The organism is Caulobacter sp. GW821-FHT09H08, assembly GCF_059415885.1.
Genome location: NZ_JBWKOC010000002.1, coordinates 639,260 through 661,010 on the forward strand (window position 1 = coordinate 639,260; position 21,751 = coordinate 661,010).

The 21,751-nt window shown below is 66.0% G+C and carries 25 protein-coding genes; 10 read left to right on the forward strand and 15 right to left on the reverse strand.

Annotated elements, in window-relative coordinates; genetic code table 11:
• Positions 1-26 precede the first annotated feature (26 nt).
• Positions 27-971 (forward strand): DUF808 domain-containing protein, encoded by a 945-nt coding sequence (locus AC07NN_RS08000; RefSeq protein ID WP_494639311.1) that lies wholly within the window; start codon positions 27-29, stop codon positions 969-971.
• Here AC07NN_RS08000 and AC07NN_RS08005 read toward each other — a convergent pair.
• The 6 genes from AC07NN_RS08005 to tcyJ form a co-directional block, all read right to left on the reverse strand.
• The gene (locus AC07NN_RS08005; protein WP_494639313.1) at positions 968-1,687 is read right to left on the reverse strand and encodes a class I SAM-dependent methyltransferase; all 720 of its coding nucleotides are present in this window, start codon (positions 1,685-1,687) and stop codon (positions 968-970) included. The genes AC07NN_RS08000 and AC07NN_RS08005 overlap by 4 nt on opposite strands.
• A gap of 12 nt (positions 1,688-1,699) precedes the next feature.
• Positions 1,700-3,781 carry an ATP-dependent DNA helicase RecG gene (recG, locus tag AC07NN_RS08010; RefSeq protein WP_494639315.1) on the reverse strand — a complete coding sequence of 694 codons (2,082 nt, stop codon included), beginning with the start codon at positions 3,779-3,781 and terminating at the stop codon, positions 1,700-1,702.
• 66 nt (positions 3,782-3,847) lie between these two features.
• On the reverse strand, positions 3,848-4,150 hold the full coding sequence (locus AC07NN_RS08015) for a hypothetical protein (protein WP_494639317.1): 303 nt from the start codon (positions 4,148-4,150) through the stop codon (positions 3,848-3,850).
• Between the two features lie 131 nt (positions 4,151-4,281).
• The gene (locus AC07NN_RS08020) at positions 4,282-5,022 is read right to left on the reverse strand and encodes an amino acid ABC transporter ATP-binding protein (RefSeq protein WP_494639319.1); all 741 of its coding nucleotides are present in this window, start codon (positions 5,020-5,022) and stop codon (positions 4,282-4,284) included.
• A complete protein-coding gene (gene tcyL / locus AC07NN_RS08025; protein ID WP_494639321.1) occupies positions 5,019-5,678 on the reverse strand; it encodes a cystine ABC transporter permease in 660 nt (219 codons plus the stop codon). Before tcyL ends, AC07NN_RS08020 begins: the two co-directional genes overlap by 4 nt.
• A gap of 4 nt (positions 5,679-5,682) precedes the next feature.
• Positions 5,683-6,468, reverse strand: coding sequence for a cystine ABC transporter substrate-binding protein (tcyJ, locus tag AC07NN_RS08030; RefSeq protein WP_494639323.1), 786 nt, complete (start codon positions 6,466-6,468; stop codon positions 5,683-5,685).
• 167 nt (positions 6,469-6,635) lie between these two features.
• Between tcyJ and AC07NN_RS08035 the strand changes: the two genes are divergently transcribed.
• Positions 6,636-7,814 carry a M48 family metallopeptidase gene (locus AC07NN_RS08035; protein WP_494639325.1) on the forward strand — a complete coding sequence of 393 codons (1,179 nt, stop codon included), beginning with the start codon at positions 6,636-6,638 and terminating at the stop codon, positions 7,812-7,814.
• A gap of 60 nt (positions 7,815-7,874) precedes the next feature.
• Here the strand turns inward: AC07NN_RS08035 and AC07NN_RS08040 are convergent, their stop codons facing one another.
• Positions 7,875-8,990 carry a beta-ketoacyl-ACP synthase III gene (locus tag AC07NN_RS08040; RefSeq protein WP_494640034.1) on the reverse strand — a complete coding sequence of 372 codons (1,116 nt, stop codon included), beginning with the start codon at positions 8,988-8,990 and terminating at the stop codon, positions 7,875-7,877.
• A 237-nt stretch (positions 8,991-9,227) separates the two neighbouring features.
• Here AC07NN_RS08040 and AC07NN_RS08045 point away from each other — a divergent pair, with 237 nt between their 5' ends.
• The 3 genes from AC07NN_RS08045 to AC07NN_RS08055 all read left to right on the forward strand — a co-directional run bounded on the left by AC07NN_RS08045 (position 9,228) and on the right by AC07NN_RS08055 (position 11,201).
• Positions 9,228-9,761, forward strand: a complete 534-nt coding sequence (locus tag AC07NN_RS08045) for a porin family protein (RefSeq protein WP_494639327.1) — start codon at positions 9,228-9,230, stop codon at positions 9,759-9,761.
• Positions 9,762-9,903: 142 nt separating this feature from the next.
• Positions 9,904-10,287 carry a hypothetical protein gene (locus AC07NN_RS08050; RefSeq protein WP_494639329.1) on the forward strand — a complete coding sequence of 128 codons (384 nt, stop codon included), beginning with the start codon at positions 9,904-9,906 and terminating at the stop codon, positions 10,285-10,287.
• Positions 10,287-11,201: a sterol desaturase family protein gene (locus AC07NN_RS08055; protein ID WP_494639331.1), complete on the forward strand. Its 915-nt coding sequence runs from the start codon at positions 10,287-10,289 to the stop codon at positions 11,199-11,201. Before AC07NN_RS08050 ends, AC07NN_RS08055 begins: the two co-directional genes overlap by 1 nt.
• 7 nt (positions 11,202-11,208) lie before the next feature.
• Here the strand turns inward: AC07NN_RS08055 and AC07NN_RS08060 are convergent, their stop codons facing one another.
• Genes AC07NN_RS08060 through AC07NN_RS08070 form a run of 3 tightly spaced genes read right to left on the reverse strand, consistent with a single transcriptional unit; the run spans position 11,209 to position 13,257 of the window.
• The gene (locus AC07NN_RS08060; RefSeq protein WP_494639333.1) at positions 11,209-11,583 is read right to left on the reverse strand and encodes a hypothetical protein; all 375 of its coding nucleotides are present in this window, start codon (positions 11,581-11,583) and stop codon (positions 11,209-11,211) included.
• 52 nt (positions 11,584-11,635) lie between these two features.
• A complete protein-coding gene (locus AC07NN_RS08065) occupies positions 11,636-12,616 on the reverse strand; it encodes an NUDIX hydrolase (protein ID WP_494639335.1) in 981 nt (326 codons plus the stop codon).
• Positions 12,613-13,257, reverse strand: coding sequence for a YfbR-like 5'-deoxynucleotidase (locus AC07NN_RS08070; protein ID WP_494639337.1), 645 nt, complete (start codon positions 13,255-13,257; stop codon positions 12,613-12,615). The genes AC07NN_RS08065 and AC07NN_RS08070 overlap by 4 nt, the downstream gene beginning before the upstream one ends.
• 105 nt (positions 13,258-13,362) lie before the next feature.
• On the opposite strand from AC07NN_RS08070, the gene AC07NN_RS08075 reads away from it, so the two are divergent.
• Together AC07NN_RS08075 and AC07NN_RS08080 are read left to right on the forward strand one after the other, a co-directional pair.
• The gene (locus AC07NN_RS08075) at positions 13,363-14,175 is read left to right on the forward strand and encodes a universal stress protein (RefSeq protein ID WP_494639339.1); all 813 of its coding nucleotides are present in this window, start codon (positions 13,363-13,365) and stop codon (positions 14,173-14,175) included.
• A gap of 32 nt (positions 14,176-14,207) precedes the next feature.
• Positions 14,208-14,585, forward strand: a complete 378-nt coding sequence (locus tag AC07NN_RS08080) for a hypothetical protein (protein ID WP_494639341.1) — start codon at positions 14,208-14,210, stop codon at positions 14,583-14,585.
• Positions 14,586-14,590: 5 nt separating this feature from the next.
• Here AC07NN_RS08080 and AC07NN_RS08085 read toward each other — a convergent pair whose 3' ends face one another.
• The 5 genes from AC07NN_RS08085 to AC07NN_RS08105 all read right to left on the reverse strand — a co-directional run bounded on the left by AC07NN_RS08085 (position 14,591) and on the right by AC07NN_RS08105 (position 19,593).
• Entirely contained in the window at positions 14,591-15,403 is an 813-nt protein-coding gene (locus tag AC07NN_RS08085) for a hypothetical protein (protein ID WP_494639343.1), read from the reverse strand.
• Positions 15,404-15,515: 112 nt separating this feature from the next.
• Positions 15,516-16,385 (reverse strand): AAA family ATPase, encoded by an 870-nt coding sequence (locus tag AC07NN_RS08090; protein ID WP_494639345.1) that lies wholly within the window; start codon positions 16,383-16,385, stop codon positions 15,516-15,518.
• Between the two features lie 106 nt (positions 16,386-16,491).
• Positions 16,492-17,076, reverse strand: a complete 585-nt coding sequence (gene pseH, locus AC07NN_RS08095) for a UDP-4-amino-4,6-dideoxy-N-acetyl-beta-L-altrosamine N-acetyltransferase (RefSeq protein ID WP_494639348.1) — start codon at positions 17,074-17,076, stop codon at positions 16,492-16,494.
• Between the two features lie 2 nt (positions 17,077-17,078).
• Entirely contained in the window at positions 17,079-17,798 is a 720-nt protein-coding gene (locus AC07NN_RS08100) for a cytidylyltransferase domain-containing protein (RefSeq protein WP_494639350.1), read from the reverse strand.
• Between the two features lie 4 nt (positions 17,799-17,802).
• On the reverse strand, positions 17,803-19,593 hold the full coding sequence (locus AC07NN_RS08105) for a tetratricopeptide repeat protein (protein WP_494639352.1): 1,791 nt from the start codon (positions 19,591-19,593) through the stop codon (positions 17,803-17,805).
• 196 nt (positions 19,594-19,789) lie between these two features.
• Here AC07NN_RS08105 and flbT point away from each other — a divergent pair, with 196 nt between their 5' ends.
• The 3 genes from flbT to AC07NN_RS08120 all read left to right on the forward strand — a co-directional run bounded on the left by flbT (position 19,790) and on the right by AC07NN_RS08120 (position 21,677).
• Positions 19,790-20,215, forward strand: coding sequence for a flagellar biosynthesis repressor FlbT (flbT, locus tag AC07NN_RS08110; protein ID WP_494639354.1), 426 nt, complete (start codon positions 19,790-19,792; stop codon positions 20,213-20,215).
• Entirely contained in the window at positions 20,175-20,537 is a 363-nt protein-coding gene (gene flaF, locus AC07NN_RS08115) for a flagellar biosynthesis regulator FlaF (protein WP_494639356.1), read from the forward strand. The genes flbT and flaF overlap by 41 nt, the downstream gene beginning before the upstream one ends.
• Positions 20,538-20,855: 318 nt before the next feature.
• Positions 20,856-21,677 (forward strand): flagellin, encoded by an 822-nt coding sequence (locus AC07NN_RS08120; protein WP_494639358.1) that lies wholly within the window; start codon positions 20,856-20,858, stop codon positions 21,675-21,677.
• Positions 21,678-21,751: the final 74 nt, after the last annotated feature.

A 21,751-nucleotide genomic window follows, 5' to 3' on the forward strand; every position in this document is an offset into this window, starting at 1 on the left:
CCAACTCTGGCTGTTCAGGATCTCCCATGCCCTCCGGTCTCGCCGCGCTGCTCGATGACGTCGCCGGCATCACCAAGATCGCCGCCGCCTCCCTGGACGACGTCGCCGGCGCAGCCGGCAAGGCCGGAACCAAGGCCGTGGGCGTTGTGGTTGACGATGCGGCCGTGACGCCGGGCTACGCCATGGGCTTCACGCCTGACCGCGAGCTGCCGATCGTCTGGAAGATTGCGCTGGGCTCGCTGCGCAACAAGCTGCTGTTTCTCCTGCCCGGCGCCCTGCTGCTCAGCGCCTTCGCGCCCTGGGCCGTGACGCCGCTCCTCATGCTCGGCGGCGCCTATCTGGCATTTGAGGCGACCGAGAAGGTCCTGGAGGCCTTCACGCCGGAGTCCGAGGGCGAGGCGATCGAGGAGCTGGCGCTCAGCGGACCCGAGCTCGAGAAGGAGAAGGTGACGGGCGCCATCCGCACGGACTTCATCCTGTCGGCCGAGATCATGGCCATCGCCCTGGCCGACGTCTCGGGCAAGCCGCTGCCGATCCAGGCCGGCGCCCTGGCCTTGGTCGGCGTGCTGCTGACCATCGGCGTCTACGGCGTCGTGGCCCTGATCGTGAAGATGGACGACATCGGCCTGCATCTGGCCAAGCGCAAATCGAAGGGAGTCGCCGGTTTCGGGCGCGGCCTGGTCAAGGCCATGCCCTACACCATGGAAGCTCTGACCGTGATCGGCACGGCGGCCATGCTGTGGGTCGGCGGCGGCATCATCGTGCATGGCCTGGAACACTTCCACCTGACGCCGGTGCCGACCTGGGTCGAGGGTTTCTCGCATTGGGCGGGCCAGGCACCGGGCGTCGGCGCCCTGACCGGCTGGCTGGCTTTTGCCCTCGGCTCGGCCGTGGTCGGTCTGGTGATTGGCGGCGTGCTCGCTGGCGTCATGCACCTCTGGCATCACCGCAAGGGCGCGGCGGCGCACTAGGCCGGCTTGCGGCCCGCCACCAGGGTCGCGCAGCCGAAGAAGCAGCGCTTGAACTCGACCTCGAGGCCTTCGGCGCGCAGCATGTCGCCGAAGGCCGAGGCGTCGCCGAAATTGGTGCTGTAGGTCCCGATCATCGTGAAGTCCTGGGCGCCGGCCAGGAAGATCCGCTCGATCAGCGGCAGCACGACCTTGAGGTGGAACAGGTAGAGCGGCCGCAGGACCCAGCCCTTCGGGTCCGACGCCTCGATCAGCGAGAAGACGCCGTCGGAGCGCAGGCTGCGGGCGATCAGCTTGGCCAGTCGCCGATGTTGCTCGGGCGCGAAGGTCTTCAGGCCGAAGGTCGAGATCACGAAGTCCGCGCCGGCCTCCGGCAGAGCGCTGTCCAGCACGTCGTCCTCGACGAAGGTGATCTTGTGGGCGCGATGGCGATGCAGCCGCTCCAGGGCGCGCTGGTGCATGCCCGACGAGATGTCGACGGCGGTGATCGACGCCAGATCTGGAAAGCGCCGAAGCAGATGTGGCCAGACCTCGCCCGTGCCGGCCATCAGGTCGTAGCCCGTCGGCGTGCTGGTCAGCGGTTCCGGCAGGGCGGCGACGCACTGCTTGCGCCAGCGCTCGGTGAAGCCGAACGAGCAGATGAAGCTGAAGGCGATGTACTTGCCCGAGCACCGATCGAAGACGGCCTTCACGAAGGTCGGATCGTAGATGTCGGGCATCGGCGGCTCCTGCTAGCCCGCTTCGTTCAGCGGCGAGGCGGGCTTCCAGTCGAACAGCTCCTGCAACATCCGCAGGGCCTGGCCGCGCGGCGAGGTCAGGTCGGGGTCGCGCGCCAGGATCAGGCGAGCGTCGTCCGCCGCCACGGCGATCAGGTCGCGGTGCGCTACCGGATCGGCCAGGCGATAGGCCGGGAAGCCGCTCTGCTTGAGGCCCAGCGGATCGCCGCCGCCGCGCAGCTCCAGGTCCTTCTCGGCGATCTCGAAGCCGTCGTCGCTACGACGTAGAATGTCGAGGCGCTGTTGGGCTACTTCCGACAGCGGCGGGTCGTAGAGCAGCACGCAGGAGCTCTCCCGCGTGCCCCGGCCGACGCGACCGCGCAGCTGGTGCAGCTGAGCCAGGCCGAAGCGGTCGGCGTGTTCAATGACCATGATGCTGGCGTTGGGGACGTTGACCCCGACCTCGACCACCGTAGTGGCCACCAGCACGCTGACCTCGCCATCGACGAAGCGCTGCATGACGGCGTCCTTCTCGGCGACCGGCATCTGGCCGTGGACCAGGCCGACCCCGGGCAGATGTCGGGCCAGATCGGCGGCGCGATCCTCGGCGGCGCGCAGGTCGACTTTGTCGGACTCTGAGACCAGCGGGCAGATCCAGAAGGCCTGGGCGCCGGCGGCGATAGCCGAGCGCAGGCGGTCGACGATCTCGGGCACGCGCGGCGTGGGCGCGGCGCGGGTGGCGACGGGCGTGCGGCCCGGTGGCTTCTCGTCGATGCGCGAGACGTCGAGGTCGCCGAAGACAGTCAGCTCCAGGGTGCGCGGGATCGGCGTGGCGGACATCGCCAGAAGATGGACGCCTTCGCCCTTGTCTTGAAGCCGCCGCCGCTCGTTGACGCCGAAGCGGTGCTGTTCGTCGATGATCGTCAGGGCCAGGGCCTTGAAGGCCACGTCGTCCTGGAAGAGGGCGTGGGTGCCCACGGCGATGTGGTGCGTCCCGTCCGCCAGGCCCTTCAGCTTGGTCGCACGGCCGGCGCCCTTGTCGCGTCCCGTCAGCAGGACCACCGACAGGCCCAGCGCCTCCAGCGGCGCGGCGATCGTCTCGAAGTGCTGACGGGCCAGGATTTCCGTCGGAGCCATGAGGGCCGATTGCAGGCCGCCGCTGGCGACATCGGCCATGGCCAGCATCGCCACCACGGTCTTGCCCGAACCGACGTCACCCTGCAGCAGGCGGCTCATCCGCTCGCCGGAAGCGAGGTCGCCTCGGATCTCCGACAGCGCGCGGATCTGGGCGCCGGTCAGCCTGAAGGGCAGGGCCTTCTCGGCGGTCTCCGACAGCGGTCCGGCCGGAATGCGCGGACCTGGCGTGGAGCGCCGTGACGCCTTGCGCTGAGCCAGCGCCAGTTGGTGGGCCAGCAGCTCGTCATAGGCCAGGCGCCGCCGCGGACGGCACAGCGGCGAGAGCTCGGCCTCGCTGGCCGGCGCGTGGACTGCCGCCAGGGCCTCACGCCAGCCCGGCAGCTTCTCGCGCTGGCGCCAGGCGGCGTCCTGCCATTCGGGCAAGTCCGCTGCGCGGTCCAGCGCTTCCAGGGTGAACTTGCGGAAGGTGCGCGAGGGAAGGCCTTGCGTGGCCGGATAGACGGTCTCGATCTCGGGGATGTCGGCCGCGCGCGCTTCGTCGACAATGTAGTCGGGATGGGCGATCTGGAGTTCGGAGGCGTAGCCGTCCGGTCGCTCTACCTTGCCGCTGACCGCACGCCGCGCGCCCTTCGGGTGTTGGCGCTCTAGGTGCGGGCCGTGGCCCTTGAACCAGATCAGGGTCAGGAAACCGGTCCCGTCCCAGGCGCGGATCTTCCAGGGATGGCCCAGGCGATGCGGCGGCTGGTGCTGGTCGATGGTGACCACGAAGGTATGGACCTGGCCCTCCACGGCCTGGTCGACCGTGGTCACGCTGCGCCGGATCAGGCCGGTCGGCGCCGTGAACAGCACGTCCCGCACGATCGGCCCGGCCAGCTTCTCGACCAACGGCGCGACGCGCGGGCCCACGCCCTTGAGCGTGGACACCGAGGTGAACAGAGGAAAGAGAATCTCCGGGCGCATGTGGCGGGACCATAGCCGGTCCCGCGCGCCCGCGTAGAGCCCTCAATGGGACCTATCGGCGACCGATTAGTCGGCCTTGTTCATGACCGGCTGCAGCGCGATCACGATGTCGGAATATTCGTCGGCCCGCGAAGCGCCCGAAACGTTCAGGCGCGTGTAGAGCCACGTCGCGCCATGACGCGAATAGGCCTCCGACCAACGCGCCTTGGAGTCGATCAGGTTGTTGGCCTCGCCCGCGTAGACGACGGCTCCCTTGGAGTCGACGTACACGTAGTTGCCGGCGATCGTGGTGTTGGGATCACCACTCTCGGCCAGCTTGTAGCGATAGACGGCGCCCGAGGCGCCCTTGAGTTCGATATAAGGCTTCACGCTGTCCTCGCCATAAAAGCCACCCGGCGCAGGGCTTTGGATTCAATAGTTAAAGCACGTGTGAGCGGCGAGGCCGCCTACGCATTCGCCTGACGCGCGAGACCACGAGGTGAAGCGTCCCGTGGGCCAAATTATGGCTGGAGCACACCCGATCTGGCCAGGAACCGACGCGTCCGCTCCTCACGTGGGGAGGCAAGGAGCTGACGAGAAGGTCCTTGCTCCACGATCACGCCGCCGTCCATGAAAATCGTGCGGTCGGCGACATCTCGCGCGAAATCCATCTGGTGGGTGACGATGACCATGGTCCGTTTTTCGGCGGCCAGATCGCGGATCACGGCCAGCACTTCGCCGACCAGTTCCGGGTCGAGGGCCGAGGTCGGCTCGTCGAACAGGATGACTTCCGGGTCCATGGCCAGGGCGCGGGCGATGGCGCAGCGTTGCTGTTGACCGCCCGACAGCGCGGCCGGATGGGCGTCGGCGCGACCGCCGAGACCGACCTTTTCCAGCAGGGCCAAGCCCTTGGCGCGAGCTTGAGCGGGATCGGCCTTGCGGACGACCACGGGACCCTCGATCACGTTCTCCAGCGCCGTCTTGTGCGGGAACAGGTTGAAGTTCTGGAAGACGAACCCGACCCGCCCGTTCAGCGCCTTGGCCAGCGGAACCTTGCCGCCCTCGACGACGCCCGCGATGGTCAGGTCGCCGGCGTTGATCGGCTCCAGGCCGGCCAGGCAGCGGAGCAGGGTGCTCTTGCCCGAGCCGCTGGGACCGATGATCGCCACCACCTCGCCGGGGACGACATTCAGGTCGACGCCCGCCAGGACTGGGGTTTCGCCATAGCTCTTCTTGATGCCCTTGGCGTCAATCGCGCTCATCGGCGGCCCTCCGCGGCGCGGCGTTCCAACCCGCTTTGCACGGCCGCCAGCACGGTGGAGAGGATCCAGTAGATGGCCGCCGCGGCCAGATACATCGTGAAGATCTCATAGGTGCGGGCGGTGATCAGCTGGGCCTGGCGGAACAGCTCCGGCACTTGGATGGTGGCGGCCAGGGAGGTGTCCTTCACCAGGCCGATGAAGCTGTTGGATAGCGGCGCCAGGGCCGTGCGGGCGGCTTGCGGCAGGATGATCCGGCGCAGGGCCTGGCCGCGGCTCATGCCCAGCACGCTGGCGGCTTCCCACTGGCCCTTGTCGATGGCGTCGATGGCGCTGCGCAGGATCTCGCAGCTGTAGGCCGCAACGTTCAGTGAGAAGCCGATGCCGGCTGCCAGCAGGGGCGGCATTTCGATCCCGAACTGCGGCAGGCCGTAGTAGATCAGGAACAGCTGCACCAAGAGCGGCGTGCCCCGAAAAGCCGAGACGTAGACGGCGGCGGGCCAACGCAGCAGCGGGCTCCGCGAAAGGCGCATCAAGGCCAGGCCAAAGCCCAGGACGACGCCCAGGCCCATGCCGATGACGCTAAGCAGGACGGTGTAGCCGGCGCCCTTCAGCAGCAGGGGCGCCGACTGGCGCAGCAGGTCCAGACCGGTTTCCATGAGCCTAGCGGGTCACGTCCATGCCGAACCACTGCTGCGAGATCGAGGCCAGGTCGCCGCTCTTGCGCAGGGCGTCGATAGCCTGGTCGATCACGACCTTCAGGCCCGGATCTTTCTTCATGGCCACGCCCGAGCCTTGGGCCGCGAACGGCGGGCCAGAGGCGACGAATTCCGGTGAGGTCTTCACGAAGTCGGCGGCGACCAGGCGGTCGTTCAGCACCGCGTCGGTGCGGCCGGCCTTGAGGTCCTGGTACTTGGTGGGGTCGTCGTCATAGGTGCGCACGTCGGCGCCGGGGACATTGGCGCGGATCCACTGCTCGTAGTTGGTGCCGAGGCCGACGCCGACCTTCTTGCCGGCCAGGTCCTCGGGCTTGGTGACGCCCGTCTTGCCCTTCACCGTGATGATCTGGATGCCCGAGACCGTGTAGGGCTCGGAGAAGTCGTATTTGACCTGGCGGTCGGGGGTGATGGTGATCTGGTTGATCACGACGTCCACGCGGCCCGATTCGAGCGAGCCCAGCAGGCCGGCGAACGGCGCGGGGCTGAACTCGGCCTTCAGGCCCAGCTGAGCGGCCAGGGCCTTGGCGAAGTCGACTTCAAAGCCGGCCAGCTGGCCGTCCTTGTCCTGGAAGTTGAAAGGCGGATAGGTGCCTTCCAGGCCGACCCGCAACTTGCCCGAAGCCTTGATCCGATCCCAGGCGCTGACATTCGCGTCCGGTTTCTTGCCGCAGGCGGCGAGCAGGGCAAGGCCGAGACCGGAAAGAACGGCGCGGCGGGCAGGGAATCGCATCGGAAAGACCTTTGGGCGAAACAACTCGCCTTTTCTATACGCGCGCGCGCCGTTCGCCAGCCCGAACGTTGCCGTGTTTCGCCGTCCACGGACCGTGACGACGAATTAAGCTGACGCCGTTCCCGGACTCGGGGCCTGCTCCCGCGCACATCTCCGGGGAGAGGGACATGTCCAAATTCGATCCGGCGGCCGCCACGGCCGCCTATCTGGCGCAATTGCCGCCGGAAGCGCACGTCAAGGCGCAGCACTACACCCAAGGCGGCCACTGGCTGCTGCTCTGGGGCTTCCTGGTCTCGCTCGTCGCCGCCTGGCTCATCATCCGCACCGGCGTGCTGGTGAAGGTCCAGCAGGGCGTCGAGCGCAAGAAGGGGCGGCCGTTCCTGGCCAGCCTGCTGGTGGCTTCCGTCTATGTCGCCGTCAGCTGGCTGCTGGAGCTGCCGTGGTCGGTCTACGCCAACTGGTGGCGCGAAAAGCAGTACGGCCTGACCGACCAGGCGTTCGGCGGCTGGTTCAAGGAGAACCTGATGGGCACGGCCATCTCGGTCGTGTTCACCGCGATCTTCCTGGCGCTGCTGTACCTGTTGATCCGCAAGGCGCGGAAGCTGTGGTGGCTGTGGGCCGGCGGCCTGACCGCGGCGACGATCGTGTTCGGCATGCTGATTTCGCCGACCTTCATCGAGCCGCTGTTCAACAAGTACACGCCCGCGCCGGCCGGTCCGGTGCGCGACGAGGTGGTGGCCATGGCCAAGGCGGTCGGCGTGCCGCACGACAAGATCTTCGTCTACGACGGCTCCAAGCAGTCCAACGCCTACACCGCCAACGTCTCGGGCCTGGGCGGCTCGGCGCGCATCGCGATGAGCGACACCATGTTCAAGAAAGGGGCGGATATCGCCGAGGTGCGCGGCGTCGTCGGCCACGAGATGGGCCACTACGCTCATCAGCACAGCCTGTGGATCACGGGCATCTTCGCGGTGCTGGCGGTCGTGGCCTTCTTCATCGTCGACCGGACGTTCCCGTGGTTCGCGGCGCTCTTGAACGCCAAGGGCGTGACCAGCGTCGCCGACCCGGCTGGCCTGCCGGTGCTGGCGGTCATCCTGGCCGTGCTGGGGCTGCTGGGCGGGCCGATCACCAACACCCTGATCCGCGAGGTCGAAAGCGACGCCGACCGCTTCAGCCTGGTCCACTTCAACGAGCCGGACGGCCTGGCCAAGGCTCTGGTGAAGACCATCGAGTATCGGGCGGCGACGCCGTCCAAGGTCGAGGAGGTTCTGTTCTACGATCACCCGGCCGTGGGCGTTCGCGTCCGTCGCGCGATGGACTGGAAGGCGACGCATCCGAAGCCGTGAGACATGAAAAAGCCCCGCGCCTTCTGGCGCGGCGCTTTGATCTTTGATGATAGGTGGAACCTAGCGCTTGCGCACGAACACTGTGCCCGCCGAGTAGCCCGCGCCGAAACTGCAGATTAGCCCCGTCTCGCCCGAGGCGAAGTCGTCGTTGGCGGTGTGGAAGGCGATGATCGAGCCGGCCGAGCTGGTGTTGGCGTACTCGTCCAGGATGATGACGTTCTCTTCCGACGTTGGGTCGCGGCCCAGCACCTTGCGGCCGATCATCTCGTTCATGTTGATGTTGGCCTGGTGCAGCCACAGGCGCTTGAGGCCGTGCGGATCGATGCCCAGGTCGCCGGCATGCTCGACGATCATCTCGCTGACCATCGGCACCACCTCACGGAACACCTTGCGGCCTTCCTGCACGAACAGCTTGTCGCGCGCGCCTTCGCCTTCCGGCGCGGCGCGGTTGAGGAAGCCGAAGTTGTTACGGATGTTGTTGGAGAACTGGGTCTTCAGGCGCGTGCCCAGGATTTCCCAGCCGTCGGTCGCCTGATCGGCGTCCTCGACGATCACGGCCGTGGCCACGTCGCCGAAGATGAAGTGGCTGTCGCGGTCCTTGAAGTTCAGGTGGCCCGAGCAGATCTCGGGATTGACCATCAGCACGGCCTTGGCGCTGCCGGTCGTGACGAAGTCGGCGGCGGTCTTGATGCCGAAGGTGGCCGACGAGCAGGCGACGTTCATGTCGAAGGCGAAGCCGTCGATGCCCAGGGCCTGCTGGATCTCGATGGCCATGGCCGGGTAGGGGCGCTGCATGTTCGAGGCGGCGCAGATCACCGCGCCGATCTCGCTGACCGGCTTGCCCCAACGTGCGATCGCCTGCTTGGCCGCCTCGACCGCCATCTCGGCCAGGATCGACAGCTCGTCGTTCGAACGCTCGGGCAGGATCGGCCGCATCAGGTCCGGATCGATGATGCCGTCCTTGTTCATCACGAAGCGCGACTTGATGCCCGAGGCCTTCTCGATGAACTCGGGCGAGGAGGGCGCCAGGGCGACCACGTCGCCGGCCGCGATGGCGTCGGCATTGGCGGCGTTGAACCGCTCGACGAAGGCGTTGAAGGCCTCGACCAGCTCGGTGTTCGAAATGGCGAAGGGCGGAGTGTACAGCCCCGTGGCGGCGATGACGGCTTGCGGCAAGGCGACGGTCCCGATGATACGCACGGACCTCGATGAGTCCGCGTTCTGACGCTTGTTTGAACCCGTAGATAGCATGGATGACGCCTCCGTCATCACTCCACGACCACTGCGGCTTTTCGGCAACGACACGCAACGGCCTCAAACCGGGCCGTGAACCGCCCCATGCCCGCCGCGTTATCCGCCTACCACGGGCTGGCTGAGGGAGCTGAAGACTACGAGTAGAATTGGAGTACAAGAATGAAGACTCTCATCACCGCTACCCTGGTCGCCGGTTCGGTCCTCGCGGCTCCGCTCTATGCACAGGCTCAAAATTCGACCGACGCCTATGGTTCGTTGAATTACAATCAAACTCGGACGAAGGGCGCGGATACCGGCGCTATTCAAGGTCGCGCCGGCGCCAAGCTTACGCCTAATTTCGGTGTCGAGGCCGAGGTCGCCGGCGGCGTCGATGGCGACAAGGTCTATACGCCGGGCGGTCCGGCGAATGTGAAGATGGAGCACCAGGTCGCCGGCTATGCCGTGGGCTATCTGCCGGTGACCCCGAACCTCGATATCCTCGGCCGCGTCGGTTATGGCTCGACCAAGTTCAAGACGTCCAATCCGGCCGCCACCCAGTTCAACGGCAGCCGCGAAAGCTGGAACTACGGCGTCGGCGCCGAGTACAAGTTCGACGACAAGAACGGCCTTCGCGCGGACTACACCAAGTCCGAATACACCAAGAGCGACCTGAACTCCGACACGGTGTCGGTGGGCTACGTTCGCCACTTCTAAGCAGGCGGTACTTCGAAACTTGAGGACGGCGCGCTCCCGACGGGGCGCGCCGTTCGCGTTCGTGGCGACGTCGTGACAGCTTGACGCCGTCGTTCCGCTCGTCAAACTTAACAGCAATAAGTTACGGGGGGATGCGTCGGTCTTGGACAAGGCGCTGTTGATTCAGTTGGGCGGCTCCGTGGTCGCCGTGGCTTTGCTTGTGGGGTTCGCGGCGTGGCTGGGGGTGGCGCGATCGACGCCGCCGCTCGACGCCGAGTCGGCCAAGGCCCTGCTCGATCTCGAATTCCCGGATCATAGGCCGGACGCCGTCTGGATCGCCGCCGACGGCGCCGCGGTCATCGCCCGCGAAGGGGCGCTGGCGCTGGTGCTCTACCGCCGTGGCGATGGCTATGTCGCCCGCGACCTGCCGTGGAGCAGCATCGCCGCCCTCAAACCGACCAACGGCCGGCTCACAGTACGCCTTGCCGACGCCCGTCCCATCTTCGCCGTCAATGACGACGTCTGGCCGCCGAAAGAGCTCGCCTGATGCTGAAAGCCTCGTTCGACCCCGTCCAGATGGCCATCCCGTTCTTCGTGCTGGCCGTTATCCTGGAAATCCTGCTGGGCCGTTTCGGCAAGGCCAAGGCCAACTACGAGACCCGCGACACGGCCATGTCGTTGTCGATGGGCCTGGGCAGCACCATCGCCGGCGCGCTGCTGGGCGGGGTGATCTTCGCCATCACGGTCTGGGTCTATCAGCATCGGATCTTCACGATCCCGATGACCGCCATCTGGGCCTGGGTCGCCGTCTTCCTGCTGGAGGACCTGACCTACTACTGGTTTCACCGCATTGCCCACGAGCGCCGTGTCTGGTGGGCCAGCCACGCCAATCACCACACCTCGACCCACTACAACCTGTCGACCGCTCTGCGTCAGACCTGGACCGGCGGCGTGGCCGGCACCTGGCTCCTTTGGCTGCCGCTGTCGTTCCTGGGCTTCCCGCCGGCCATGGTGGCCATCCAGAAGGGCATCAGCCTCGTCTACCAGTTCTGGATCCACACCGAGGTGATCAAGCGCATGCCACGCTGGTTCGAGGCGGTGTTCAACACGCCTTCGCATCACCGCGTGCACCACGCCCGCAACGCCCGCTATCTGGACGCCAACTACGCCGGCATCCTGATCATCTGGGACCGTATGTTCGGCACCTTCATCCCCGAGGTCGACGAAGAGCCCTGCCGCTATGGAACGGTGAAGAACCTCGGCAATTTCAACATCCTGCACAACGTCTTCCACGAGTGGATTGGCATCGGCAAGGACGTGGCCGGCTCCAAGTCGCCGCGTGACGCGCTGGGCTACGTGTTCGGCCCGCCGGGCTGGAGCCCCGACGGCTCCCGCGACACCTCGCATACGCTGAAGGCCAAGTGGCGGGCGCGGGTGGAAGCCGAAGAGGGCGGTTCCTGACGGGCCGCTATTGGCAGACGTCCGACCACTTCTGCTCGATGGCGTCGGTGCCATCGGCTTCCTCGACGGTCAGGGCGCCCGACGAGAAGACATAGCGCTCCTCGCCGTCGAACGAGTCCTGCTCCTCGACGATATCGACCCGGCCACAGACCGACGGTACCTCGCCGTCCCAATGGACGAAGGTCTTGCCGTAGGTGACCTGGGCGTCCGGGAAGCGGTTCTGGATGGCGATCTTGGCGCCCGCGATCTGCAGCGCGTCATCGTGCGACTGTTCGACCGCCTCGGTCTCGACGTCGCGGCCGACATAGAGCCAAAGGCCGACGCCCACGCCGGCCAGCAGCACGGCGGCGATTGTCGCGATCAGGACGTTTCGTTTCGCCATCTTGAGGCGAGCTTAGGGCGAACCTCGCCCTGCCTTCAATCCAAAGAAGCCTTCAGTCCCGCAGCAGCGGCAGGGAGAGGCCGGTGGCCTGGCGCGTCGCCAGCATCTCGCGGCGGAAACGGAACAGCTCGGCGGGGCGACCACCGGTTTCGGCGTCCAGGCGACCCAGGCCCTCGACCAGTTCCTCGCGCTCGACCACGCGGCGGAAGTTCTGCTTGTGCAACGGCACGCCGGCGATGGCCTCCACGGTGCGCTGCAGGGTCGAGAGGGTGAACTCCTCGGGCGTCAGCTCGAACACGACCGGGCGGTACTTGATCTTGCCGCGCAGGCGCGACAGGCCCGTAGCCAGGATGCGACGGTGATCCGAGATCATCGGCTCGCCCAGAGCCGCCGACAGGGCGGCGGGTTCGGCCGGAGCGTGGCCGTCGGCGCGGGCCCGGTCACGGGCGGCTTCAGGGGCCAGGCCGGCCTCGTAGAGCAGCTCGTAGCGCTCCAGCACCCGTTCTTCGTTCCACGGCGCGCCGTCCAACGCGAAGGCCAAGCGCGCCCGGGACCACTTGGCGGAGTCGTCGCCGGCCCAGCGGCGCAGGGCAGGGGCGATGGCCTCGTCCAGCAGCGCGGGGCGGCCCGCGCGCCAGTCTTCCCAGGGGAAGAACCGCGTCCACGGCGCCCAGGCCGTGTCCGGGGCGTCGGTGTCGACAGCCTTGGGCGTCAGGCCCAGATAGCCGACCGAGACCACGCGCGCCGCGCCGGCCCCGACCTCGGCGCGCGGGGCGTCGCGACCCTTGTCGCCGAAGGTGTAGAGCTGCTCGACATAGCCCAGCTGGAACCGCGTCTGCTCGGTCACGAAGGCCCGCAGGCCCAGTTCGAAGGTGCGGTGCGCTTCCGGATCGAACGGGCCGAACGGCAGGCCCGAGAGCGGCGAGGCTACATCCGTGACGGCGTCGTGCGGTCGCACGGTCAGCACGACGGTCTCGCCGTCGCGGATCGCCACGACCACCGCCGACAGACCGATGACGACCGAGATGCTCATTCGGTCTCGAACGCCGCGCCGGGGGCGGACTCGTAGCCCGCCGCGCGCGAAAGGACGTGGAACCGCTGCACATAGCGCGCCTGGGCCTCGAAAGGCGGCTGGGGGGTGATGCGCAGATCGTAGCCGGCCGGCGGCGCGCCGAAGATCGCCAGGGACTCGGCATGCTCGAAGCCGGCCAACTGCGTGGCCTCGAAGAAGGCGCAGGCGCGGTCGGCTTGCTTGATCAGTTTCTTGATCGGGGCGGGAGTCTTCACCGGCAGTCCGAAGCGAATGTGGATGGCGTCCTCCAGCCTAGCCTCGAAATCCTTGTAGCTCACCCCCAGCGCCGCCTTGAACGGGCTGATCATGTCGCCGATCACATATTCGCTGGCGTCGTGCAGCAGCGCGGCCAGACGCCACTTGGGCTCCAGGTCCGGTTTGATGTGGGCCGCGATCTCCTCGACCACCAAGCTGTGCTGGGCCACCGAGAAACCGTGGTCGCCGATCGTCTGGCCGTTCCAGCGCGCGACGCGGGCCAGGCCATGGGCGATATCCTCGATCTCGATGTCCATCGGCGACGGATCGAGCAGGTCGAGCCGACGTCCGGAGAGCATCCTTTGCCACGCGCGGGGCGGTCCGCCCTTATGCAGCCCTTTGGCCACGAGATCGTTCCTTATGGTGAAGGTGGTTGACTGGCCTATGGATTGAGAAAGATCAATGTGGCCGTCGCCGTCATCTGTGGAAATGCCCTTCAAGGGAGTTCGATCATGAGTTGGGCGAGAATTATGGTTCCGCTGGCCGGAACGCCGAACGACCAGGGCGTCTTGACCTCCGCCGCGGCCCTCGCGGGCGCCTTCGAGGCCGAACTGGCTTGTGTCCACGCGCCGGCCGACATGGCCGACCTGATGCCCTGGATGGGCGAAGGGTTCATGGGCGGCGTGCAGGTCACCGCGCTGGAAAGCTTGAAGGAAGCCGCGCTGGAAGGCGCGCGCGCCGTCGGCAAGCTGGCCGCACAGACCGGCTATCCGCGCACGCGTGTCGTCAGTCTGGATTCTCCCGTCTGGGCGGGCCTGGCGATGGAAGGTCGGCTGTCCGACGTCATCGTGTTCGACGACGCCTCGGCGCGTGGCAAGGGACCGCTGGCGGAGTCCTTCCAGCAACTGGTCGCCGACGAGCAGCGCCCGACCCTGGTGGCCCGTCCGGGCTTCAAGGTCGACGGCGTGGCCCTGGTCGCCTGGGACGGCGGCAAGGAGGCCAGCCGGGCCATGCGAACTTCACTGCCGCTTCTGCAGAAGGCCGGCTCGGTGATCATCGCCGGCGCGCCCGGCGCCTCGTCGCGCGCTTTCGAGCTGGATCGCCTGGTCGAGTTCCTGGCCGCACGCGGCGTGAAGGCTACGGTGAAGCTTCTGGAAGGCAACGGCGACGCTGCTGGCCTGTTGCTGGGCGCGGCGAAGGACACCGGCGCGAACCTCCTTGTGGCTGGTGCGTTCGGTCATCCCAGGCTGCAGGAGTTCATCTTCGGGGGCACGACCCGCACGCTGCTGAACAGCGACGGGCCTTCCCTGTTCCTGTCGCACTAAGTCCAAACTGTTCCGAAAGAAGGGAGACTCGCATGTCCCTGTCCCGCATCGTCATGCGCCTGGCGCGCAATCCCGGCACCGAGTTCGCCGGCGGCGACGACCACCGTGGATACGCCCTGACCGCGCCGCTGACCGAGGACGGCCACATCGACGAGGGCGCCTACGCCAAGGTTAAGGGCTCTTGCAGCGTGCGCCGTTTCGCGCCGGACGAGGATGCGGTGGACGGTCGCCTAAACAAGCGTGGAACGCGCTGGTTCTTCGACTATGACGACGACGACGTGGCCGACGACGAACCTCTGCACCGCTTGGGCGAGCATCGCTTCGCGCTCGGCGAATACGTCACCGTCACCGACGAGGACGGTCGGCCGCTGACCTACAAGGTGATGCAGGTCGAGCCGGTCACGCAGTAGGGGCCTCAGCCCCCGACGTTGTGGCGGACCAGCGCCTTCATATCCCGGAAGATGTCGTGGTCGTCGGTGTTACGGGTCTTGGCCTTCACCACGGCCACGGCCAACGGGCCGCCCTTGGGGCCGCGAGCCTCGTAGCCGGCCAGGCGGTAGCCCCTCGGGGCCTTGTCGTTGGCCAGGATCAGGGTCGAGCGGACGACTTCGCCCGCCTTCTTGGCGCGGATCTCGGCGGCGTGGTTGTCGGCCTTGATCGTGACGTCACCTTCGCCGTGTTCGTCATCGGCGGAGATGGCGATGTCGTGATGGCCGTCGTCCTTGAAGTTGACGTTCTTGTTGACCTTCACCTCGGCGGCTCCGCCGTCGCTGTTGATGGTCAGGTGGCCGATGCGGATATCGGCGCCGTCGTCGCTGGCGTCGATGTTGATGCCGGGCAGGTGGATGCTGGTCTTGTTCTTGCCGGTCTTGCCCTTGGCGGGCTTCGGCGAAGCCGGCGGAGTTGGCATGACCTCTTTCAGCTCGGCCTCGACCGGCGCCAAGGCGGCCTCGGCGTCGCCGCCGTTCAGTCGCACCAGCCGCAGATCGACTATCGCCTCGCTGGAGGAGTAGGCGCACGACTGGCCGTCGGCGGCCGCGGATACCCGCGTCAGCTCGCCTTGGCGCTCGGGGCAGTCCAGGCGGTCGATGGCGCGGATCGGCTCGCGGCGGCCCAGGCGGCGCTCGTGATGGTCCGGCTTGTCGGCTTCGACGCGATGGCAGGCCGTCACGGCGGCCGAGCTGGCGCTGAGCACCAGCACCGCGGCCAGCCATTTCGAATGACGCATGGGTGTTCCCCCCAGGACCTTCCCAGATTTGAGCGGGAAGGTGGGCGCACGCCCTACGCGCGTCCAGTGAAATCCAAGTAACGGCTGTTTCGCCGCACCCCCTCGCGGGAGACTACTGCCCCGGACGCGAGCCCGAACCCTCGCGACGAGCCAGGAAGGCCAGGCGTTCGAAGAGGTGGACGTCCTGCTCGTTCTTCAGCAGGGCGCCGTGCAGGGGCGGGATGAGCTTGGTCGGATCTTTCTCGCGCAGGACCTGATCGTCGATATCCTCGACCAGCAGCAGCTTCAGCCAGTCCAGCAGCTCCGAGGTCGATGGCTTCTTCTTCAGGCCCGGCACCTTGCGCATGTCGTAGAAAATCCGCAGCGCCTCGGCGACCAGCTTCTGCTTGATACCCGGGAAGTGGACGTCGACGATGGCCTGCATCGTCTCGGTTTCCGGGAAGCGGATGTAGTGGAAGAAGCAGCGGCGCAGGAAGGCGTCCGGCAGTTCCTTCTCGTTGTTCGAGGTGATGATGATGATCGGCCGGATCTTGGCCTTGATCGTCTCGTCGGTCTCGTAGACGTAGAACTCGTTGCGATCGAGCTCCTGCAGGAGGTCGTTCGGGAATTCGATGTCGGCCTTGTCGATCTCGTCGATCAGCAGCACCGGGCGCACGCCACTTTCGAACGCCTCCCAGAGCTTGCCCTTCTTGATGTAGTTCTTGACGTCCTTGACGCGCTCGTCGCCCAGTTGGCTGTCGCGCAGACGGGTGACGGCGTCGTACTCGTAGAGGCCCTGCTGGGCCTTGGTCGTCGACTTGATGTGCCAGGTGATCAGCGGCGCGCCCATCGCCTTGGCGACCTCGTAGGCCAGCACGGTCTTGCCGGTGCCCGGCTCACCCTTGATCAGCAGGGGACGCTCCAGGGCCACGGCGGCGTTGACCGCGACCTTCAGGTCGTCGGTGGCCACGTAGTCGGAAGTGCCTTCGAAGCGCTGGCTCATGCCCATCTCCGCCGGAATCGAATCCGGTTCGAACAGTTGTTCAAAACGAACTGATCAAACTACCGGCGCTAACGCGGTTGGCAAGAGTAACGATGGGGAAGGGACCCTAGACGGGGAGTTGCGCATCGAGGTCGTCGGCCGAAAAACCCTTGTCCAGCAAGCGGGCGCGCGCCTCCGAACGGTGCTCGGACCATTCCTCGGCAAGCAAGCCCAGGCCGATCACATCCTGGGGGGCGCCGCCCTTGATCACGTGAGCGCGTAGCAGGGCCTCGCGGCGGAAGCCGTGGCTCATGTGCAGCGTCCAGGCGACCTCGTTGTCGGCCAGCACCTCGGACCACAGCTTGCGCAGGCCTATCTGACCGAACGCGTGGTCGATCATCTTGAATTCGGCGAAGCGCCCCAGGCCAACGCCGTGCGGCGCTTCCGGCGCCAGATAGCGGGCCACGGTGGCGCGGCCATGTTCGATATCGATGTCCACCAGGCGATTTAAGCCCATCGGCTCGCCGTCCAGCAGGACGATCCAGTCCAGGTGACGCCCGCTGGCGAGCAGGCCGTCGAACCACCGATCATGCCCCTTACGGTCGATCAACTGGTCGGAAAACATGAAGGCGGCGACGGCCGGGTGATCGCGCCAGACCATCAGTCGGTCACGGTCGGTTTCATCAACAGGACGGAGCGAGGCCTTGGACATGCTCAGACCCGCCGATCGCCGCCGTACGCCGCCAAATCGGGGCGACTGCGCACAAATGCGCGGACCGCCGCGGAGTCGAACGCCGGATCCGTCTGATAGAGCGCATCATAGACCGCGCGGACGAACTCCAGGTCGTCGGGCCGATCGACTGTCCAGCGCACCTCGCCCTCGTCGGCCGCCTGCGCGTAGCCGGCCAGGCGGAAGCGCCCCGGGGTGCGGTAGAGGTAGGGCGTGACGTGTTCCCGATCGTAGGGATCGGCGCTTTCGACGGCGGCTCGACGCAGGGCGGCCGCCTTCATCACCTCCACATCCAGTCCCTTTGGGAAGGTGCGCGGCTCGGCGACGTTCGAGGCGTAGTCGGCCTGCGTCTCATGGAAGCGGTCTATGGTGGCGTCGATGACGTCCGGATCGGCCAGGGGGCAGTCGGCGGTCAGGCGGATCAGTGTTTCGACTGGACCGAAGGCGTCCAATGCGCCGATGAAACGGCCCAGGACGTCATCCAGATCGCCACGATGAATTTCCACGCCCGCTGCCTGGACGGCCTCGGCCAAAGGATCGTCATCGGCGCGGACGGACGTGGCCACCACGATCCGCTCCAGCCGCTTGGCGCGGCGCAGGCGCTCGATCTGGCGCAGGATCATTGGCGCGCCAGCCACAGGCGCGAGCACCTTGCCGGGCAAGCGACTGGACGACATTCGGGCTTGCAGGACCGCCAGCGCCATGGCGTCAGCCGCCGACCTTCTCGGTCAGGGCCTTGGCCACATCGCGCAAGGCCGGTTCCCAGTCACTGAAGTTGGGCGGGGAGAAGACGCGCGCCTGCGGGTACCAGGGGTAATGATCGGTGCCCAGCCGGGTCCAGACCTTCGGCGCGGTGATCATCCAGATCGGCGCGCCAGAGGCGCCCGCCAAGTTCATCGTGGCGTTGGAGTAGCCGATCGTGAGGTCGACCGCGGCGCATAGCGCCGCGACGTCGTCCAGATCCTGCTTCAGGTCGATACCCGGCGGCTGCCAGATTTCGACGCCGAACGCTTCCTTGGCGTGCGCGATCTCCTCGTCGCAGTCCCCGTACTGCAGATTGATGAAGGTGACGCCCGGGGTCTTCAGCACCGGCTCCCAGGCGTGGAACGACGAGAACTGGCGCGCCCGTTCGGCGGTGAGCACGAGGCTCTTCCACAGCAGGCCGACCTTGAGACCAGGACCCAGCTTTTCCAGTTCGGCCTTCCAGTGGGCGACCCGCGCCGGATCCGGCGTAAGGAAAGCGTCGCCCTGGCCGAAGGACTCGACCGTGCCACGCAGGCTGGGCAGGAATTCACCGAGCGCGGCCCAGTAGTCGAAACGGCCGAAATCGTCGATTTCGGGGATCGCGCGCCAGACACGGCCCTCATACGAAACGGTGCGATGGGGGACGATCTCGATATCCGGGAACGACCGTTCGAACAGCGGGACCAGACGGCGCTCGACCGCCAAGGTCACCGTGGTTTCGGGACCGAGGTCTTTCAGAATGTCCGGCAGCAAGCTCGCGAGCATGACCTCGTCGCCGAGTCCTTGCTCCGCGATGATCAGCACGGCCTTGCCTTTGAGATCCTGGCCCGACCAGCGGGTTCCGGGGATATAGAAGAGCGGGGCCTCGGTAAGCTCGTGTGAGAAACGAGCCTCATAGGCTTTCCAGCCTTCTTCGAGACGGCCTAGCGCCAGAAGCAGGACGGATTGGGCGAAGCGCATGATCGCCAGGTCTTGAGCCTGGGCGGGACGCTTCATCGCCTCCTCGCAGTCGACCAGCGCGCCCTCGAGATCGCCGAGGTCCGTCTTGGCGAAGGCCCGGTTGTGCCATGCCTTGGCGTAGTTGGGCTCCAGGCGTAGCGCTTCCTCGAAGAAGACGAGCGAATCCCCGGCCTTGCCGAGGTTGCACAGCACCGTCCCAAGTGTGTTCCAGAGCGCGGGTGCGGCCGGATTGATGCCGATCGCTTCCTTCAGCACCTCGATCGCCTCGTCCTCGCGGTTCAGTTCGCGCAGGGCGCAGGCCAGGTTGTTCGAGGCTTCGACGTCCTCCCGGCGGGTCAGGCGGAAGTGGGCGAAGAACTTCACCGCGAGTTCCGGCATGTTCATGCGGAAGGCTAGGCGGCCCAGGTCGCCCGCGACGGCGCTGTGGTCGGCCAGAAGCTTCAGCGCGGCCTCGTAAGCGCGCAGGGACGAGGCATAGTCGCCATTCTTTTCGCGCGAGATGGCCAGGATGTGCCAGGCTAGGCCCAGCTGCTCGTCGCTTTGCAGCAGCTTCAGGGCCCATTTGTCGGCCTTCACGTAGTCGCCGGAATGCACCGCCTGGATCGCGCGGACCAGCAACTTGCTGTTCTCGGCGTTTTTAACGTCCTGGGTGGCGCGTTTCAGGCGCTCCAGCGATTCCGCCGAGGCCGAGTCGCCGATGGCTCCGGCGATTTGACCGTTGTGAATCGGCGCGGCGCCCACGTCGGCCTGGGCGAGGGCGCTGGCGGACATTTCGAGCGCGGCTTTGCGGGACATACGAGGGACCTTAGACTCTGCTGTTAACCATGTCTTGAGGCGCTATGCTTAATCGAGTCCTAAGCTGCGGCTCACGGTCGCAAGGCGGTCGTTTGAGATGCAAGATGGCGTTAACACGTGTTCGCCTAGCTTGCCGATCAAGCCGCCGTCATTGGCGGGGTCGGGCTCGCAGCGCAACGAGAGGGAGCGGCATTAAGTGCCTTTGAAGCTGTCGCTGAAGCCCGGCGAGAAATTCGTTCTCAACGGCGCCGTGGTCCAGAACGGAGACCGGCGCGGTGTTCTGGTGCTCCAGAACAAGGCGTCTGTCCTTCGCGAGAAGGACATCATGCAGCCGGATCAGGTCACGACGCCCGCGCGTCGGATCTATTTCCCGGTGATGATGATGTACCTCGAAGAGGGTACGGCCGAGAAGTTTTACGAGGAATTCGCGACGCGCCTTAACGATTTTATGGGTGTTGTGCGTAATCCTACGGTCCTTCAGGACTGCATCGCCATTTCGAAGCACGTGATGGCGCGTGAGTACTACAAGGCTCTGATGTTGAGCCGAAAGTTGATTGAATACGAAGACGAGAGGTTGGGGCATGTCTCTTCGGGCGTATCAGCAGGCGGCGACGCGGGCTGAGAATCCCCGTGAAATGGAGTACCGCCTGTTCGGTCAGGTGACGCGCGCCCTCATGGACGCGTCGCAGGCCTCGGCGGACGACATTGCTACGCGGATCGACGCACTGGATTGGAATCGCAAGGTCTGGTCGGCCTTGGCGACCGATTGCGCCTTGCCGGAAAACCAGCTGCCCATGGAAATGCGCGCGAGCATTATCTCGCTGAGCCTGTGGGTCGGTCGTCACTCCAGCGCTGTGATGCGCAAGGAGGAGGACTTCGAGCCCCTGATCGAAATCAACCGCATGATCATGCAGGGCCTGGCCGGCCGCGCCGACGCGGCCTAGTTTTCCCTTATCTAGGCGTCGCGCCGATGCGGCGGACGTCTTCTGCGAGCGGCCCGCCGCCGCCATCTGATTCTTCGATTTCCGCAAGACTGAACGTCTTGCCTAGCACCTCCGGAAAAACCTGCCGCCCGGCGAATATTGCATTCGCCGGGCGGTTTTGTTTTTACCCCGGCTTGCTCATATAATTCAATAAAATCAGTAACTTGCGCAATGGTACCGAACGCCGTTCGGCTGGCCCGACGCTTGCGATGGTTCGCGCGGGCAAAACGCCTACCCGGCAATACGCCGGATAAATCCCACCAAAACGGTAGGTATCCAATGCTGAATTCGATCAACACCAATCCTGGTGCGCTGCTCGCGCTCCAAAATCTGAACGCCACTAACACGGAGCTCTCCACCACCCAGAGCCGTATCAACACCGGCAAGAAGATCGCTAACGCCAAGGACAATGGCGCGATCTGGTCGATGGCCAAGATGCAGAGCGCAAGCTCGAGCTCGTTGAACTCCGTGAAGGATTCGCTCCAGCGCGGTCAGTCGACGATCGATGTTGCTCTCGCTGCAGGCGACACCATCACCGATCTGCTCAGCAAGATGAAGGAAAAGGCCCTGGCCGCTTCCGACACCTCGCTGAACACCGCCTCGTTCAACGCCCTCAAGGCGGACTTCGAATCGCTCCGCGACCAAATCCAAAAGGCCGCGGACAATGCGAAGTTCAACGGCGTCAGCCTCGCTGACGGCAGCACCACGAAGCTCGCTTTCCTGGCCAACTCGGACGGGGGCAACTTCACGGTGAATGCGCAGACCCTCGATCTGGATGGTCTGTCGCTGTCGGCGAACTTCACCTTCACGTCGGCGACCAACGCGAAGAGCATCATCCAAAAGATGACCGACGCGCTGCAAACGGCAACGAACAAACTGTCTTCCCTGGGCACGTCCTCGACCGGTCTGGATACTCACCTGACCTTCGTGGGCAAGCTGCAGGACAGCCTGGACGCCGGCGTGGGCAACCTCGTCGACGCGGACCTGGCGAAGGAAAGCGCCAAGCTCCAGTCGCTGCAGACCAAGCAGCAGCTGGGCGTGCAGGCTCTCTCGATCGCCAATCAGAGCCCGCAGTCCATCCTGTCGCTGTTCAAGGGGTGAGCCCGATACGCCGGACGGCCGTCAAAAGCCGTCCGGCGCCTCTTTTCTGCTGGGTGCGCATATTGTGCCCGGCA